Origin of the sequence: Kitasatospora sp. NBC_01250, assembly GCF_036226465.1 — a bacterium.
GTDB lineage: Bacteria > Actinomycetota > Actinomycetes > Streptomycetales > Streptomycetaceae > Kitasatospora.
The window spans coordinates 5,123,625-5,139,381 of sequence record NZ_CP108476.1 but is presented as its reverse complement, the minus strand read 5'-3'; the positions used below and the strand labels follow the sequence as shown (position 1 = coordinate 5,139,381).

Sequence of the window (15,757 nt, the reverse complement as noted above, 5' to 3'; positions counted from 1 at the left end):
TCCCCCGTGAAGCACGTCATCGCACTCGATGTAGGCGGCACCGGCATGAAGGCCGCGCTGCTCGCCCAGGACGGCTCCGTGCTGTTCGAAGCACGCCGACCGACCGGGCGGGAGCACGGCACGGACGCCGTGGTCACCGCCATCCTCGACTTCGCCGCCGACCTCGGTGAGGAGGGCCGCCGCCGCTTCGGCGAGGCCCCCCTGGCCGCCGGCGTCGCGGTGCCGGGGACGATCGACGAGAAGAACGGGATCGCGGTCTTCTCCGCCAACCTCGGCTGGCGCGACCTGCCGATGCGCAAGCTGCTCGGCGAGCGGCTCGGCGGTCTGCCGGTCGCCCTCGGCCACGACGTCCGCTCCGGCGGGCTGGCCGAGGGCCGGCTCGGCGCCGGTCGCGGGGTGGAGCGGTTCCTGTTCATCGCGCTGGGCACCGGCATCGCCGGCGCGATCGGGATCGACGGACGCATCGAGTCCGGCGCGCACGGCTACGGCGGCGAGATCGGTCACGTGGTGGTCCGCCCCGGCGGCCCCGCGTGCGGCTGCGGCGCCCGCGGCTGCCTGGAGACGCTGGCCTCGGCCTCGGCGGTCTCCCGGGCCTGGGCCGAGGCGTCCGGCGACCCGACGGCCGACGCGGCCGCCTGCGCGCTGGCCGTCGAGGCCGGCGACCCGCGGGCGGTGGCGGTCTGGCAGAACGCGGTGGACAGCCTGGCGGACGGCATCGTGCTGGCCCAGAGCCTGCTCGACCCCGCCACGGTGATCGTCGGCGGCGGCCTCGCCGAGGCCGGTGACACGCTCTTCACTCCCCTGCACGCGGCGGTTGCCGAGCGGCTGACCTTCCAGATGCCCCCGAAGGTCGTACCGGCCATGCTCAAGGACACTGCCGCATCCCTGGGTGCCGGGCTGCTCGCCTGGGACCTGCTCTCGTTGGAGGTGACCGCGTGACCGCGGAGCAAACCGCACTGGCCGGGGCCCGGCTGGTACTGCCCACCGGCGTCGTCGAGGACGGCCGGCTGGCCTTCTCGGGCACCACCATCGCGGAGATCGGCGGCGAGCGCGCCCCGGGCGATCTGGACCTGAGCGGCTACACGGTGGTTCCCGGCTTCGTGGACCTGCACGTGCACGGCGGCGGCGGCGCCTCGTACGCGGCCGGCATCGCCGAGGAGGCGCTGACCGCCGCCCGCACCCACCTCGAACACGGCACCACCACCACGGTCGCCTCCACCGTCACCGGGGAGATCGACGAGGTCTGCCGGCAGGCCGCCGTGCTGTCCGAGCTGGTCGAGGAGGGCGTGCTGGCCGGCGTCCACTTCGAGGGCCCGTTCATCTCGCCGGGGCGCTGCGGCGCGCACCGCCCCGACCTGCTGCGCGACCCGGACCCGGCGCTGGTGCGCAAGCTGGTCGACGCCGCCCGCGGCACCGCGAAGATGGTCACGCTCGCCCCCGAACTGCCCGGCGGCCTGGAGTCGGTGCGCCTGCTGGCCGACCTCGGGGTGATCGCGGCCGTCGGCCACACCGACTCCGACTACGCCGGGACCCTGGAGGCGATCGAGGCCGGCGCCACCGTCGCCACCCACCTGTTCAACGCGATGCCGGGTATCCAGCACCGCGCGCCCGGACCGATCGTCGCGCTGCTGGAGGACGAGCGGGTCACCGTCGAGCTGATCAACGACGGCACCCACCTGCACCCCTCGGTGCTGGACCTCGCGTACGGCACCGCCGGCGCCGCCCGGGTCGCGCTGATCACCGACGCGATGGGCGCGGCCGGCATGGGCGACGGCCTCTACCCGCTGGGCCCGCTGCAGGTCCGGGTGGAGCAGGGCGTCGCGCGGCTGGTGGAGGGCGGCTCGATCGCCGGCTCCACGCTGACCCTGGACGTCGCCTTCAAGCGCTCGGTGACCGTCAACAAGCTGAGCCTGACCCAGACCGTGCAGTCGATCTCGACCACGCCCGCGGCCCTGCTCGGGCTCGCGGACACGGTCGGCTCGCTGACCGTCGGCCATCGGGCCGACCTCGCCATCCTCGACTCCGACACGTACGACCTGGTCGCCGTGGTCCGCCGCGGCGAATGGATCAAGGGCGCCGAGCGCTTCTCGACCGGAAGCTGAGTCCTCCTCAGCTTCTCCTCTCGGAAGGTGAGCGGTGGCGCTGGTCAACGACCGGGTCGCCCGCACCCACCTTCCCGAGGGGACACCCATGCCACTGGCCCGTACCGCCGACCTGCTCGCCGAGGCCGTGGAGGCCCGCCGCGGCCTGCCCGCCTTCAACGTGATCACCCTGGAGCACGCGGAGGCGATCACCGCCGGCGCCGAACTCGCGGGCACCCCCGTGATCCTGCAGATCAGCCAGAACGCGGTGGCCTACCACGGCGGGCGGCTGCTGCCGCTGGCCCGGGCCTGCGCCGAGGTGGCCGAGGCCGCCCGGGTGCCCACCGCGCTGCACCTGGACCACGTGGAGGACGTCGAGCTGCTGCGGGCCGCGCCCGGGGCCGGCTTCTCCTCGGTGATGTTCGACGCCTCGCACCTGGACCACGCCGACAACCTCCAGGCCACCGCCGAGGCGGCCGACTTCGCGCACTGGCACGGCCTGCACCTGGAGGCCGAGCTGGGCCGGGTCGGCGGCAAGGACGGCGCCCCGCCGCTGCCCGCGCACGCCCCCGGCGCACGCACCGATCCCGCGGAGGCCGCCGCCTTCGTCGAGGCCACCGGGGTGGACGCGCTGGCCGTCGCGGTCGGCAGCTCGCACGCGATGACCAGCCGGACCGCCTCGCTGGACCACGAGCTGATCGCCCGGCTCGCCGCCGCGGTGCCCGTCCCGCTGGTGCTGCACGGCAGTTCCGGGGTGCCGGACGCGGAACTGGCGGCGGCGGTGGCGGCGGGCCTGGTGAAGATCAACATCGGGACGGCGCTGAACTCCGCCTTCACCCCGGCGGTGCGCGCCGCACTGGCCGCGAAGCCGGACGGGGTGGACCCGCGCGGCTACCTCGCGCGCGGCCGCGAGGCGATGGCCGGCGTGGTCGCGCACCTGGCCCTGGTGGTCGCCTCGCTGCCGGGCGGCGGGCCGCACACGGCCGGGCCCCGCTCAGGTGTCCCCGAGCAGGGCCCGGTGCTGCCGTCGGCGCGTCAGGAGGCGGAGGGCGAGGCCGCCCCGGGCGCGGCCGGGTAGCTGCCGCTGCCGTTCCCCGCGGTGATCGCGGCCTGGTCCAGCAGGACCGGGCCGCCGGCCGGGGCGACCGTGAAGGTGTTCGTCCCGGCCTGCAGGTCCGCGTATATGTAGGTGTAGGACCAGGAGCGCGAGGCGTCGCCGTTGCTGCCGGGCCAGCTCTTGAAGTTCGTGCCGCCCGCGTGGTCCTGGCCGTTGACGCCGATCGCCACGTGCACCGTGGAGCCGCCGCTGTTGTTGTAGTGCAGCCAGAAGGTGTACTGGCCGGCGGTCGCCACGTTGACCGTCCAGGTCGCCGTGGTGCCCTGCTGGAGCGTCAGGTAGGAGCCGTCGGAGGAGACCGCGCCCTTGACGGTGTTCGCCGTGCCGGCGCCCTGCGCCGTGGAGGCGTCCAGGAAGGTGGTCCCGCTGCCGACGCTCGCCGAGGCCGAGGGCGAGCCGGAGGGCGAGGCGGAGGCGGAGGGCGAGGCCGAGGAGCCGCCGGCCGGGGACGAGGGCCCGCCCGAGGAGTGGCCGGCCGAAGGGGCCGGGGCCGGCGCCGCGTTGTCCTTGGTGCTCTTGCCGTCGTTGCCGGACAGCGCGATGCCCGAGCCGATCGCTATCGCCGCGACCACGGCGACCACCGCGATCACCGGGCCCCGGCTGCGCCGGCGCGGGGCCTCGTCACCGGGCTGCGGGCGCGAGCGCTCGGCGTAGCGCGGCTGCTGGTTCGGCAGCTGCGTGGTCGCCTCGGGACCCGGCCCGTAGGGGCGCTGCTGCTGGTACTGCGGCGGGTAGCCGCCCTGCTGCTGGTGCTGCTGCTGATACGGGGCGCCGCCCGGCGGCGGGTAGGAGGCGGGCGGGCCGTACTGGGCCCGGCCGACCTCCATCGGGCGGGTGTACGGCGTGCGCGGCACGCCCGGCGCCCGCTCCGGCGCGCTCTCGCCCTCGCCGCCCTCGGGACGGTAGAGGTACGCGAACGGGTCGTCCGCAGCAGCCGGCTGCTCTGCGCCCTCGGGTCCCTGGCTGCCATCGACTGTCATCGCGGTGGTCAACTCCCCTGTGCCGTGTCCGGACCCGTACCCAGGGCACCCTACCCGCCTGGCATGAGCGAAGAGAAAGCCGGTCAACGGGCGAGCCGTGCCGGACCCCGGCCCGGCGCACCCGCGCCGGCCGAGCCGGCGTCAGACCGCGCGGCGGTGGGAGCGTTCGCCCCGCGCGCCGCGCACCGCCCCGCCACGGGCCCGCTTCTCGTCGTACATCCGCTTGTCGGCCGCGTGCAGCACCTCTTCGATGCTCATCCCGCAGCCCGCCCAGCCGATCCCCATGCTGACCCCGACCCGGACCACCCGGCCGGCTATCCGCATCGGCGGGATGACCGCGTTGCGCAGCCGCACGGCCAGGTCGCTGGCCTCCTCGCCGCCGATGCCGTCGGCCAGCACCACGAACTCGTCGCCGCCGAGGCGGGCCACCGTGTCCCCCTCGCGGACCGCCTGCTGCAGCCGCCTGGCCACCTCGACCAGCACCGCGTCCCCGGCGTTGTGGCCGAAGCGGTCGTTGACCGACTTGAAACCGTCCAGGTCGCAGAAGAGCACCGCGAGCCCCTTCTGCGCGGGCGCCGCGGTGCCGCGCGAGCGGCCGTGCCAGGGTTCCGGCGGACTCTCGGAGCCGACGCCGGTGGGCACCACCGCGTGCACGTGGTCCGGGGCCGGGGCGCCGTAACCGGAGCGCTCGGGCGCGCCCGGGCGCTCCGAGTAGCCGTGCACCAGCGTTCCGCCGCGCGGCGGAACGCTCCAGCCGCCCTCCAGCGGGCCCGCGGCGGGCTCCAGGCTCTCCTGCCCGCAGCGCGGGCTGTGCGGCCCGTAGGCGCCCGCGGAGACCGCTGCGGTGGCCGCTCCCTCCAGCGCGCAGGGCACCTGCTCCACAGCGCCGTGCTCGGCGGCGCCGCCCGGGCCCTGCGGCATCGAACAGAGCCGGCGGGCGAGGCGGGCCCGCAGCTCGGACCCGTTCGGCAGACCGGTGAGCGCGTCGTGGCTGGCCCGGTGGGCGAGCTGGAGCTCGTGGCGCTTGCGGTCCTCGATGTCCTCCACGTGGGTGAGCAGGAAGCTGGGGCCCTCGGCGGGGTCGGCGACGATCGAGTTGCGCAGGCAGACCCACTGGTAGCCGCCGTCGCGCCGGGCCAGCCGCAGCTCGGCCCGGCCGCTCTCGGCGCTGGTGCGCTCCAGCAGGCCGCGGTCCTCGGGGTGCACCAGGTCCAGGAAGCTCTGCTGGCGCAGCGCCGCGCGCGGGCGCCCGAGCAGCCGGCAGAGCGCGTCGTTGACCCGGGTGAGCTGGCCGCGCCCGGCGCCGTGCAGCTCGGTGATGGCCATCCCGCTGGGCGCGTACTCGAAGGCCTGCCGGAAGCTCTCCTCGCTGGCCCGCAGCGCCTGCTGCTCCTTCTCCAGCCGGGCGAGCGCGCGCTGCATCTCCGCGCGTAGCCGGGCGTTGCCGATGGCGATGGAGGCCTGCAGGGAGAACATCTCCAGCGCCTCGCGGGTCCAGGCGCCCGGGCGCTTGCCGCTGCGCGGGCGGTCCACGCTCAGCACGCCGAGCAGCTCGCCGCCGGCGCTGTACATCGGGGCCAGCAGCCCGTCCTCGGGGTGCCAGTCGTTGGCGTAGACGGGCAGCGGGCCGTCGCCGGTCCAGCGCGGGATGTCGGTGCCCACCGCCCAGCCCCGGTCGTGCGGCAGGAACCGCAGGGTGCCCCAGTGGTCGCTGACGGCCAGCAGCCGGTCCCAGGACTCTCGCGAGCCGACCTGGCCGAGCAGCACCGCGGGGCCGCCGTAGTCGCGGTCCTCGTACTCCCAGACGGCCGCCACCACCAGGTCGCCGTCCGGGCGCACCAGGCTCAGCGCGGCCGCGTCGAAGCCCAGGCCGTGGACCGAGCCCTCGACCACGGCCTGCAGGGTGCCCGCCAGGCTGCGGGCAGCATTGAGGTCCGCCACGACCCGGTGCAAGGTGCGGAGGGTCGCGAGGCGGACGTACGGCTCCGACTCGGCTTCCATGCGGGGGCTCCCCGGCTTCTTCGGATAGGTCTTGATGGTTATCGTCCGATTGCCAGAAGAACTGAATCACAGCGAGCACAGCGATCGGCACGCTCGGTCAGCAATAGGTCGTCACTTGTGACTCAAATCACACAACGCATAGACAGGCAAACCCGGTTCATCCCGGTCATGCCCGGACACGATGTTGCGATGGCCATCCTCGGGTTCGGTCGGGTGCGGCCGATTCTGTAGCCGCCGCCCGCCGCTTCGCCGCAGGAGTTCACCGCTGCGGGTGAGAACGGTCCCGACCAGGGTGAACCCCCCGCCGCCAGACGGCCGACCGCCGGGGCCGCATCCCGTTCCCAGGGCCTAGGACCACCGCCTGATGCCACGGACCCCGTGCGACGGCTACCGTGCGGTACGTGTCCATGTCGCCGCAGCCCGCCGCTGCCTCCCTCGCCACGCCGGACGAGTTCCGGGCCGCCCTGTCCCAGCTCGCCGCCGGCGTCGCGCTGGTGACCGTCCACGACGCGGGCGAGTCCGGCGCGACCGACCAGGGGCCGGGCGAGGACGCCGGGATGACCGCGACCTCGTTCCTGTCGGTGTCGCTGGAGCCGCCGCTGGTGCTGATCTCGGTGCGCGAGGACTCCCGGATGGACGAGCTGCTCTCCCGGATCGACCTGTGGGCGGTCTCGCTGCTCGGCGAGCAGCACCGGACGCTGGCCTCGCGGTTCGCCATGAAGGGCCGGCTGAGCGACCGGCTGCTCTTCGCCGACACCCCGCACGAACGCGGCCCGGCCAGCGGCGCACCGCTGGTGACCGGGGCGCTGGCGACCGTGGAGTGCCGCACCGAGCAGCGGATAGCCGCAGGCGACCACACGCTGCTGGTCGGGCGGGTGCTGGAGGCGCGGGTGCCCGCACCGGACGGGCGGCCGCTGCTCTACTTCCGGTCCGGCTACCGGCACCTGGCCTGAGGCGTCAGTCGCCCCGCAGCGGGCCGCGCCCGCGCTTGACCTCGGAGCGGCGCCGCTTGTTCTCCAGCCGCCGCTCCACCATGCCCCGGCTCGGCTTGGTGGCCCGGCGGGCCTTGGGCGGCGGCGCGGTCGCCTCGCCGAGCAGCGAGGAGAGCCGGGCGGCGGCGATCTCGCGGTTGCGCCACTGCGAGCGGTGCTCGCTGGCGCGCACCACCAGCACCCGGCCGTCCACCAGGCGGGCGGCCAGGCGCTCCAGGGCGCGCTGCTTCCAGACCTCGGGCAGCGCGGCCGAGGCGACCAGGTCGTAGCGCAGCTCGACCTGGGTGTCGGAGGTGTTGACGTGCTGGCCACCGGGGCCGCTGGAGCGGGAGAACCGCCACTGGAGCTCGGCCTCCGGAACCACCACCGAGCCCCGCACGCGTATGGGCTCGGGCATGCGTCCATCATCCCCGCCGCGCCCCGCCGCCGTCACCCGGTTATCGCGCAGGGCCGCGGGCCGCGACAATGAGCGCGTGATCGAGCTCGGCTACTCCCTCTCCGTCCGGTTCCCCGACCCCCCGCAGACCGACTACCGCACCGCGGACGTGCGGTCGCTGCGCCACGACCTGTTCTGCGGCGACGTCTACCTCGCGGACGACGAGCAGGAGTTGTCCACAGCCTGGGGATGGGTGCCGGTGCTGGACTTCGCCTGGGCGCTGTGCGACATCGTCGAGCGGCTGGACGAGGACCCGCGCGGCAGCCGGGCGGCCACCATCCAGCGGGCCGACCTGGACTTCACCCAGAACACCGAACTGCTGCAGTTCGCCCGCCGGTTCGGCCTGGTCGAGGTCTGGGCCACCTGGCTGGACGAGGAGCCGGTGGTGGTGCGGCACGCCACGCTGCGCCGCGAGGCCCGGGACTTCCTGCAGGACGTGCTGGCCGACCTGGTGGACCTGCACCCGGAGCTGGCCGACAACCCGCACATCTGGACCGTCCTGGCGCGCTTCCCCCGGGTCTGACCAGGCCGGAGGGAACCACCGCGCCCACCGCCGACGTTGCCCAGGGGACGGCACGTCGACGAAGGGACCGGAAACGATCATGGCTGTGAGCCTGACCAAGGGCGGCAACGTCTCGCTGACCAAGGAGGCCCCCGGGCTGGCCGCGGTGACCGTGGGTCTGGGCTGGGACGCCCGGACCACCACCGGCGCCGAATTCGACCTGGACGCCAGCGCGATCGTGCTGGACGCGAGCGGCAAGGCGCTCTCCAACGGCCACTTCGTCTTCTTCAACAACCTGCGCACCCCCGACGACACCGTGGTGCACACCGGCGACAACCGCACCGGCGACGGCGAGGGGGACGACGAGGCGATCAACGTCCACCTGGACGGTCTGCCCGCGCAGGCCGAGCGGATCGTCTTCCCGGTGACCATCTACGACGGGCTGGCCCGGGCGCAGAGCTTCGGCCAGGTGCGCAACGCCTACATCCGGGTGCTCAACGCGCACGGCGGCGCCGAGATCGCCCGCTACGACCTCTCCGAGGACGCCGCCACCGAGACCGCGATGATCTTCGGCGAGCTCTACCGCAACGCCGGCGAGTGGAAGTTCCGCGCGGTCGGCCAGGGCTACGCCTCCGGCCTGGTCGGGATCGCCCAGGACTTCGGCGTGAACGTCTGACCCGCCCCGCAGACAGCTGAGCCCGGCTCTCTTCGAGCCGGGCTCATGTTTCGACGGACGGCCGGCGACCGGCCCGAGGGCGAGTCCCACGGCCTAGCCCTGGTTGGCGCGCAGCTCCGGCAGGTCGAGCAGCTCGGTCTCGTCGTCGGGCGACAGGTCGACCACCTCGGGCCGGCGCTCGTGCTCGGCCACCACCTCGTCGCCGAGCACGTCCGCCAGGTCCTGCTCCGGCACCGGGCGGCCCACCGTCACCGGCGCGGCGGCGGGCGCGGCGCGCTCGACCAGCTCGGAGCGCTCCCCCAGCTCGGCGACCGAGCCGACCGTGGGCGCCGGCGCGGCGGCCCGCACCGCGGCACCGCGGTCGAAGAAGCTGAAGCCCGCGCCCCGGGCCCCGCCCTGCTGCGGGCGCGGTCGCTGGCGCTCCACCGGGACCATGGCCGCGGCCGTGCCCGCCTCGGCCGCCATGGCCGGCAGCGCGGGGCGCACCGGCGAGGCGGCCACGGCGGGCCGCTCCTGGTGCTCCTCGGGCGGCGTCAGCCGGCCGATCCGCCCGGCCGGCACCGTCGGGGCCGGGCCGGCGGGCAGGTAGGCGGTGCGCGCCTCGGGCAGCGCCGCGGGCCGGGCACCGGCAGCGGGGCCGTCCGCCGGTCCATCGGCAGCGCTCCCATCGGCGGGCCGGACGGGCGCAGGATCGACAGCGGGAGGCCGGACGGCAGGTGACTGCGCGGCAGCAGGCTGCGCGGCGGGCCGGGCGAGCAGCCGGGCGACGGGCTGGGTGGCGACCACCGCGGCGGCCGAGGCCGACGCCTGCCGACGGGCCGTCAGCTCCGCCTCGGCGGTGGCCCGCGCGGCCCGCTCCGCCCGCCGCTCCAGGAAGCGCAGCGCGTTGGCCGCCCGCAGGTAGGCCACCGGCGTCACCGGGTGCAGCGGGCGGGCCGCCTCGACCGCCTGCTGCGCGGCCTCGGCCTCCTTGAGCGCCTGCGCGGCCGCCTGCACCGCCCGCTCGCGCAGCAGCCGGGCGATCTCGGTCTCCGCCTTCGCCAGTCGCGACTTCTCCGCCGTCAGCCGCCGCCCGAGCCGGCTGGCCCGCTCCTCGGCGACCTCGGCGGCGTACTCGGCCTCGGCCAGCTGCTCCTCGTACCGCTCCTCGTCGCGCACCCGGCGCACCGCGGCGGTGTCCGCCGCCGCCCGCGCCGCGCGATCGCGCTGGCGCAGCACCATGGCCAGGCCGAGCACCGCGAGCACCGCCGCGACACCGACCGAGCGCACCACCACGCCGTCCGCGCTGGCGAGCAGGGCGGCGAGGGCGGCCAGGGTGAGGACGGCGGCCGCGGCGAACGGGAGCGCGCGGTTGAGCAGAGAGGAGTGTCGGTGGCGTCCGCGAGACATGAGCAAGAAACTAGCGTGCGAATAGCGGCACTGTCAGCCTGAGCACACATCCCGGCCGGTCCGCCGCGAGGTCCGCCCGCCGCCCGGCACGACCTGACGGACCGTCACCGCGCGGAGGGGGCAGCGCCCTTGCCGTTGTGGCCGCCGCCGTCCTCGGGCAGCTTGCAGATGTGCTGGAGCCAGAGCGCCGCCGCCACCACACCGGCCCCGGCGACCACCGCCAGGCCCGCCGTGATCGCCGCGCCCCGGTGGGCGTTGAAGTCGGGCAGCGTGACGAGCACGATGCCCAGGCCCGCGTAGACGCCGCTGACCAGCGCCGAGACCAGCGCGCTGGCCTGCCCGAGCACCACCGCCCGGGCCGCACCCAGCGGGTCCACCCGCTTGGCACCCGGCGTGCGCTCCCGCATCGCCTTCAGCCGGGAACGCAGCGAGATCGCCGTCGCGAGCAGGATCACCGCGATGACCGCCAGCACCACCGGGGCAGCCGCCGGGACCCCGGGCAGGGTGTCCAGCGAGTTCCAGAGCTTGGCACCGGCCCAGGCCAGCGCCGTCGCGATCACGAAGATGCCCAGCAGGAGACGGAGGCGGAGCGGCTTCACTGGAGAGGGGGTTCCTTCCGGGCGGCGGGTGGTGCGGGCAGCGCCAACCCACCGTACCCGCACCCGGGCCACCGCCTGCCGGCCACCGGCCGCCCCACGTGCGGGACGGGCCTACTCCGGCAGACGCAGCTGGATGTCGGTGCGACGGTGCACGCCCTGGGCGCCCTCGCCACCGAGCCGGCTCAGCAGATCGGCGACCTTGCCGTGGTCCGGCAGCTCGCCGTCCGGGTCCGCGTCGCTCCACGGCGCGAGCACGAAGACACGCTCGTGCGCCCGCGGGTGCGGCAGCAACAGCACCGGGTCGCTGCTCAGCATGCCCTCGTAGGTGATGATGTCGACGTCCAGCGTGCGGGCGCCCCAGCGCACGGTCCGCTCGCGCCCGAAGGCGTCCTCGATCGCGTTGGCCCGCTCCAGCAGCGAGTACGGCGGCAGCGTGGTGCGCAGCACCACCACCGCGTTGTAGTAGTTGGGCTGCTCGCCCGGTCCGCCCAGCGCGGCGGTCTCGAAGACCGCGGAGACGGCGGTGATCCGCAGGCCCGGCGTGTCCGCCAGCGCGTCCACGGCCCCCTGCAGGGTCTCCAGCCGGTTGCCCAGGTTGCTCCCGAGGGCCAGCACCGCGGTGCGCGGGTTCTGCAGGGTGGTGTCGACGCTGTCCACCCGGTACTCGAGGTTGAAGGTGGTCGGCGAAGCGGTCGGGTCGCTGGTGCTCATCGGTAATCCTCTTCGGCTGGCGGCTCGGCTGCGGGAATCACCGTAACCCTTATGCGCGGCGCCGGAGGATGGTGATGGTCACATCGTCGAACGGCACGGTGATCGGTGCGTCCGGCTTGTGGACGGTGACCTCGACCTCCTCCACGGCCTCGTGCTTGAGGCACTGGTCGGCGATCCGCTGAGCCAGGGTCTCGATCAGGTCCACCGGTTCACCGGCGATGATCGCCGTGACCTCCTCGGCGACGATCCCGTAGTGGGCCGTACGAGTCAGGTCGTCACCGGAGGCGGCCGGGCGGGTGTCGAGGAAGAGGACCAGGTCGACCACGAAGGTCTGCCCCTCGATCCGCTCACGCTCGAAGACGCCGTGGTGGCCGCGGGCACGCAGGCCCCGCAGGGTGACGCGGTCCAGCAACTGAATCACTGCTCCTGATCTTGGAACGGCAGGCGCGGTCGCCCGCCGTCCGTCGAATCTACCCTTGCAGCCACAACGGACCGCGACTCAGTCCTCGTCCTCGTCATCCCCGCTGGTCAGCACGGGTGAGCCATGGTGCGACCAGAGACGCCAGCCGGAGGCGGTGCGACGGAACAGGTTGCTGGAGACGACCTTGCCGCCGACCAGCGGTCCCAGCTCGCCCTCCTCCTCGGCCTCGCCGCCGGACAGGATGTTCTCGGTGCAGGTGACCAGGGCCACATCACCCTGCACCTCGCACTCGACGTCGGTCAGGAAGAACTGGATGTACTCGGTGTTCATCATGATCAGCAGGTACGACCGGGTGACCTGCGCCCGCCCGCGCAGCACCGGCCACCCCGGGTGCACGCAGACCACGCCGGACTTGTCGTCGGCGTCCGCGGCGGAGAGCCAGACGTCCTCGATGGCCTCCAGGTCACCGTTCTCCAGCGCCTCGTAGAGCCGCTGGTTGGCGGCCAGCACTGCCTCCCGGTCGGCGGCGGCCCGAGCGGCCGCCGCGCCGTTGCCCAGCATGCCGTTGCCCACCGTGCCGTCACCAGTCACGCCACCACCCGCTTCCGTTCGCGTCCTCGTCCGTCCGGCTGCTGCTCCGCCCCTGCTCCCCGGCCCCCTGGCCCGGCCACCGCCGGCTCAGCCGGCCGCGGCCGCCCGCCAGGCGGCCACCACCCGGACGGCGTCCGCGGTGCCCGCCACGTCGTGCACCCGCACGGCCCAGGCCCCGGCCCGGGCCGAGAGCACCGAGATCGCCGCGGTGGCGTCGTCGCGCTGCCGAGCCGGGCGCAGCTGCCCGGTTTCCGGGTCGGCGAGCAGCGTACCCAGGAAGCGCTTGCGGGATGCGGCCACCAGCACGGGGCGGCCCAAGGCGGTGAGCGCGTCCAAACCCGCCAGCAGCGACCAGTTGTGCTCGCTGGTCTTGGCGAAGCCGAGCCCGGGATCCAGGATCAGCTGCTCCTCCTTGACCCCGGCCGCCAGCAGCGCCTCGATCCGCACCGTCAGCTCGGCCACCACGTCGGCCACCACGTCGCCGTAGACCGCGAGCCGGTCCATGTCGGCCGACTGGCCGCGCCAGTGCATCACCACGAACGGCGCCCCGTGCTCGGCCACCACCGCGGCCATCGCCGGGTCGGCCAGCCCGCCGGAGACGTCGTTGACCAGCACCGCCCCCGCCGCCAGCGCCTGCTCGGCCACCACGGCCCGCATGGTGTCCACCGAGACCAGCACCCCGGCCGCGGCCAGCTGCCGGACCACCGGCAGCACCCGGCGCAGCTCCTCCGTCTCGGTGACCCGCGTCGACCCGGGGCGGGTCGACTCCCCGCCGACGTCCACCAGGTCCGCGCCGCGGGCCACCAGGTCAAGACCGTGCGCCACCGCGGCGTCCGGATCCAGCCACTGCCCGCCGTCCGAGAAGGAGTCGGGCGTCACGTTGACGACGCCCATCACGGCACAGCGCTCGAGGTGCGGAAAACCGGGCAGCGGGTTGTTCATGAGCCCATTATCGGCCCGCTGACCGGCGGGGTCATGAGATGCCCCGGCCCCTGCCGGCCGGGGCCGGGCAGGGGCTGGGGAAGGGCCGAGGAGTGTGCCTAGGCGGCCGGCGCGATCGACGTGCCCTCGCCCGCGGTCACCGGCATCAGGCCCTGACGCTGGCGCTTGCGGCCGAACTTCGGCATGCCCAGCGTGATGAAGGCCTCGGCCTGCATCACCGCGAAGCCGATCCGCGGCAGGTCCCGGGTGTTCGGGTAGACCATGAACCGCGGCTCCCACTCCGGCTGGAACTTGGCGTTGAACTTGTACAGCGACTCGATCTGGAACCAGCGCGAGAGGAAGACCAGCAGCCCGCGCCAGGCACGCAGCACCGGTCCTGCGCCGATCCGCTCACCACGGGCCAGCGCGGAGCGGAACATCGCGAAGTTCAGCGAGACCCGGCGGATGCCCATCGCGGGCACCGCCTGCAGCGCCGCCACGATCAGCAGCTCGTTCAGGCCGGGGTCCGCCGCCCGGTCGCGGCGCATCAGCTCCAGCGAGATGCCGTCCGGGCCCCACGGCACGAAGTGCAGCACGGCCTTGAGGTCGTCACCGCCAGTGTTGCTCGGTGACTCCCCTTCTTCCGGGGCCTTGTGCGCGGTGACCACCACGCAGTTGTCGTCGGCGGGGTCACCGAAACGGCCCAGCGCCATCGAGAAGCCGCGCTCGGTGTCGGTGCCGCGCCAGCGGGCGGCGGCGTCGGCGATCCGCAGCTTCTCCTCGCGGGTCAGGTCACTGACCCGGCGCACCTGGCAGGAGTAGCCGTTGCGCTCGATCCGCTTGACCATCTGGCGCACGTTGCGCATCGCGCGGCCGGCCATCGAGAAGGTGGTCGCGTCGACGATCGCCTCGTCGCCCAGCTCCAGCGCGTCCAGCCCCGCCTCGCGGGTCCAGACCTCGCCGCCGACCTCGCTGCAGCCGACCACGGCCGGCACCCAGGCGTGCTCACGGGCCTGCGCCATGAAGACCTTGATGGCACCCGGCCAGGCCTCCACGTCGCCCACCGGGTCACCGGAGGCGAGCATCACGCCGGAGATCACCCGGTAGGAGATCGCCGCCTTGCCGGTCGGCGAGAAGAGCACACTCTTGTCCCGGCGCAGCGCGAAGTAGCCCAGCGAGTCGCGCTCGCCGTGCCGCTCCAGCAGGGCGCGGACCTTGACCTCCTCGTCGGCGGTCAGCTCCGGCTCCGGCTTCTCCGGGCGCAGCAGCAGGTAGGCGGTGGAGAAGGCGGTCAGCAGGCCGAGGCCGGCCAGCGAGTAGCCGACCACGTCGCCGATCCGGTCCGGGTGGTAGCTGATCGGGCCGTCCAGGCCGAACAGGCCCCAGACGGTCTCGTGCAGCCGGTCGATCAGACTCGGGCGGCCCATCTCCTTGGCCGGGTGCGCGCTGACGATCAGCAGGCCCAGGCCCAGGCTGATCGCGCCCATCACGACCAGGTTCAGCAGCGCCCGCCAGCGGGTGCGCGGGTCGGCCTTGGCGTAGAACTCGCGGCGGTGCACCAGCATCACCGCGAAGAGCACCACCGAGACGACGGCGGGGCCGACCTGGTGCCAGCGCAGCACGTGCAGCGCGGCGCCGACCGGCAGCAGCACGCAGACCATCCGCCAGGCCCGCTGCTTGCGGCGGCGCAGCGCGTGCGCCAGCAGCACCAGCAGGATGCCGACCAGCAGGGTGCCCGCGGTGGCCAGCGTGGTGGTGGTTCCCGGCAGCTGACCGGCCCAGGTGTGCATCCTGGTGCGGCGCAGCTTCGGGAAGACGGCACTGGCGATGTCCACCAGCCCGATCAGCAGGCAGGCGTAGCCCACCGCACCCGGCAGCCAGGCGCGCGGTACCGCGGCCGCCTGGCTGCGCAGCGTCTGCAGACCCTTTCGGCGGGGCTGCTCCGGGGCCTGAGAAGGCTGCTCAGTGGACACGGGAACACTCATGAGAACTCAGCCTAGAGGGTGTGCACAGCTGCCCGGTCACCCAGAAGGATGAGCCGTGATGGGCCTTCATACGTATGTCCTTACCTTGACCATGAGACCGTCAAGAGCGAGTAATGGCTGGTCCACCCCGTGGGACCGGCCGCTGGGCGGACCGGTCCTGGCCCCCCGCACGAGTGGCGACGCCGAAGTCTAGAGCCTTGGTTCCTGTGGGTGAAGCCGACCGGCTGGCGGCGGCGCACCCGTGCCGCCCGCCATTCACCTGGCGTTGCCCCAGTGGGCTCGAACGGCTCCGGTGGCTGCCCGCCGATCGGTCTCGGATGATGAGTCAGCGGTACCCGCCGACTACGTGTTGAAC

General features: G+C 74.2%; 16 protein-coding genes. 6 read left to right on the top strand and 10 right to left on the bottom strand.

All coding sequences use genetic code 11. The features are described 5' to 3' along the window. The first annotated feature begins 6 nt into the window (after positions 1–6). From OG500_RS21640 to OG500_RS21630, 3 genes are all read left to right on the top strand, one after another. Positions 7–939 carry an ROK family protein gene (locus tag OG500_RS21640; protein ID WP_327068331.1) on the top strand — a complete coding sequence of 311 codons (933 nt, stop codon included), beginning with the start codon at positions 7–9 and terminating at the stop codon, positions 937–939. Continuing rightward, on the top strand, positions 936–2,102 hold the full coding sequence (gene nagA, locus OG500_RS21635) for an N-acetylglucosamine-6-phosphate deacetylase (RefSeq protein ID WP_327068330.1): 1,167 nt from the start codon (positions 936–938) through the stop codon (positions 2,100–2,102). The genes OG500_RS21640 and nagA overlap by 4 nt, the downstream gene beginning before the upstream one ends. 88 nt (positions 2,103–2,190) lie before the next feature. Beyond that, complete coding sequence (locus tag OG500_RS21630; protein WP_327071627.1) at positions 2,191–3,159, top strand: class II fructose-bisphosphate aldolase; 969 nt, start codon at positions 2,191–2,193, stop codon at positions 3,157–3,159. On the opposite strand, the gene OG500_RS21625 is transcribed toward OG500_RS21630, so the two are convergent. Both OG500_RS21625 and OG500_RS21620 read right to left on the bottom strand, forming a co-directional pair. Further along, a complete protein-coding gene (locus OG500_RS21625) occupies positions 3,117–4,178 on the bottom strand; it encodes a hypothetical protein (RefSeq protein WP_327068329.1) in 1,062 nt (353 codons plus the stop codon). The two genes, OG500_RS21630 and OG500_RS21625, sit on opposite strands and share 43 nt — an antisense overlap. Before the next feature lie 141 nt (positions 4,179–4,319). Further along, entirely contained in the window at positions 4,320–6,179 is a 1,860-nt protein-coding gene (locus OG500_RS21620; protein ID WP_327068328.1) for a GGDEF domain-containing protein, read from the bottom strand. Positions 6,180–6,586: 407 nt separating this feature from the next. Here OG500_RS21620 and OG500_RS21615 point away from each other — a divergent pair, with 407 nt between their 5' ends. Continuing rightward, positions 6,587–7,132, top strand: coding sequence for a flavin reductase family protein (locus tag OG500_RS21615; protein ID WP_327071626.1), 546 nt, complete (start codon positions 6,587–6,589; stop codon positions 7,130–7,132). A 4-nt stretch (positions 7,133–7,136) separates the two neighbouring features. On the opposite strand, the gene arfB is transcribed toward OG500_RS21615, so the two are convergent. Next, positions 7,137–7,568, bottom strand: a complete 432-nt coding sequence (gene arfB / locus OG500_RS21610) for an alternative ribosome rescue aminoacyl-tRNA hydrolase ArfB (protein ID WP_327068327.1) — start codon at positions 7,566–7,568, stop codon at positions 7,137–7,139. A 76-nt stretch (positions 7,569–7,644) separates the two neighbouring features. Between arfB and OG500_RS21605 the strand changes: the two genes are divergently transcribed. Together OG500_RS21605 and OG500_RS21600 are read left to right on the top strand one after the other, a co-directional pair. Then, the gene (locus tag OG500_RS21605) at positions 7,645–8,130 is read left to right on the top strand and encodes a hypothetical protein (RefSeq protein ID WP_327068326.1); all 486 of its coding nucleotides are present in this window, start codon (positions 7,645–7,647) and stop codon (positions 8,128–8,130) included. 79 nt (positions 8,131–8,209) lie between these two features. Continuing rightward, entirely contained in the window at positions 8,210–8,785 is a 576-nt protein-coding gene (locus OG500_RS21600; protein ID WP_327068325.1) for a TerD family protein, read from the top strand. A 93-nt stretch (positions 8,786–8,878) separates the two neighbouring features. On the opposite strand, the gene OG500_RS21595 is transcribed toward OG500_RS21600, so the two are convergent. From OG500_RS21595 to OG500_RS21565, 7 genes are all read right to left on the bottom strand, one after another. Beyond that, the gene (locus tag OG500_RS21595; RefSeq protein WP_329582627.1) at positions 8,879–10,174 is read right to left on the bottom strand and encodes a hypothetical protein; all 1,296 of its coding nucleotides are present in this window, start codon (positions 10,172–10,174) and stop codon (positions 8,879–8,881) included. A gap of 104 nt (positions 10,175–10,278) precedes the next feature. Then, a complete protein-coding gene (locus tag OG500_RS21590; RefSeq protein ID WP_327068323.1) occupies positions 10,279–10,773 on the bottom strand; it encodes a DUF3180 domain-containing protein in 495 nt (164 codons plus the stop codon). Positions 10,774–10,884: 111 nt separating this feature from the next. Continuing rightward, positions 10,885–11,484, bottom strand: a complete 600-nt coding sequence (gene folK / locus OG500_RS21585; protein WP_327068322.1) for a 2-amino-4-hydroxy-6-hydroxymethyldihydropteridine diphosphokinase — start codon at positions 11,482–11,484, stop codon at positions 10,885–10,887. 49 nt (positions 11,485–11,533) lie between these two features. Next, positions 11,534–11,893, bottom strand: a complete 360-nt coding sequence (gene folB / locus OG500_RS21580) for a dihydroneopterin aldolase (RefSeq protein ID WP_327071625.1) — start codon at positions 11,891–11,893, stop codon at positions 11,534–11,536. Positions 11,894–11,983: 90 nt separating this feature from the next. After that, positions 11,984–12,466, bottom strand: coding sequence for a nuclear transport factor 2 family protein (locus OG500_RS21575; protein ID WP_327071624.1), 483 nt, complete (start codon positions 12,464–12,466; stop codon positions 11,984–11,986). Between the two features lie 117 nt (positions 12,467–12,583). Continuing rightward, complete coding sequence (gene folP / locus OG500_RS21570; RefSeq protein ID WP_329582624.1) at positions 12,584–13,438, bottom strand: dihydropteroate synthase; 855 nt, start codon at positions 13,436–13,438, stop codon at positions 12,584–12,586. A 98-nt stretch (positions 13,439–13,536) separates the two neighbouring features. Continuing rightward, on the bottom strand, positions 13,537–15,402 hold the full coding sequence (locus OG500_RS21565) for a phosphatidylglycerol lysyltransferase domain-containing protein (protein WP_329582622.1): 1,866 nt from the start codon (positions 15,400–15,402) through the stop codon (positions 13,537–13,539). Positions 15,403–15,757: the final 355 nt, after the last annotated feature.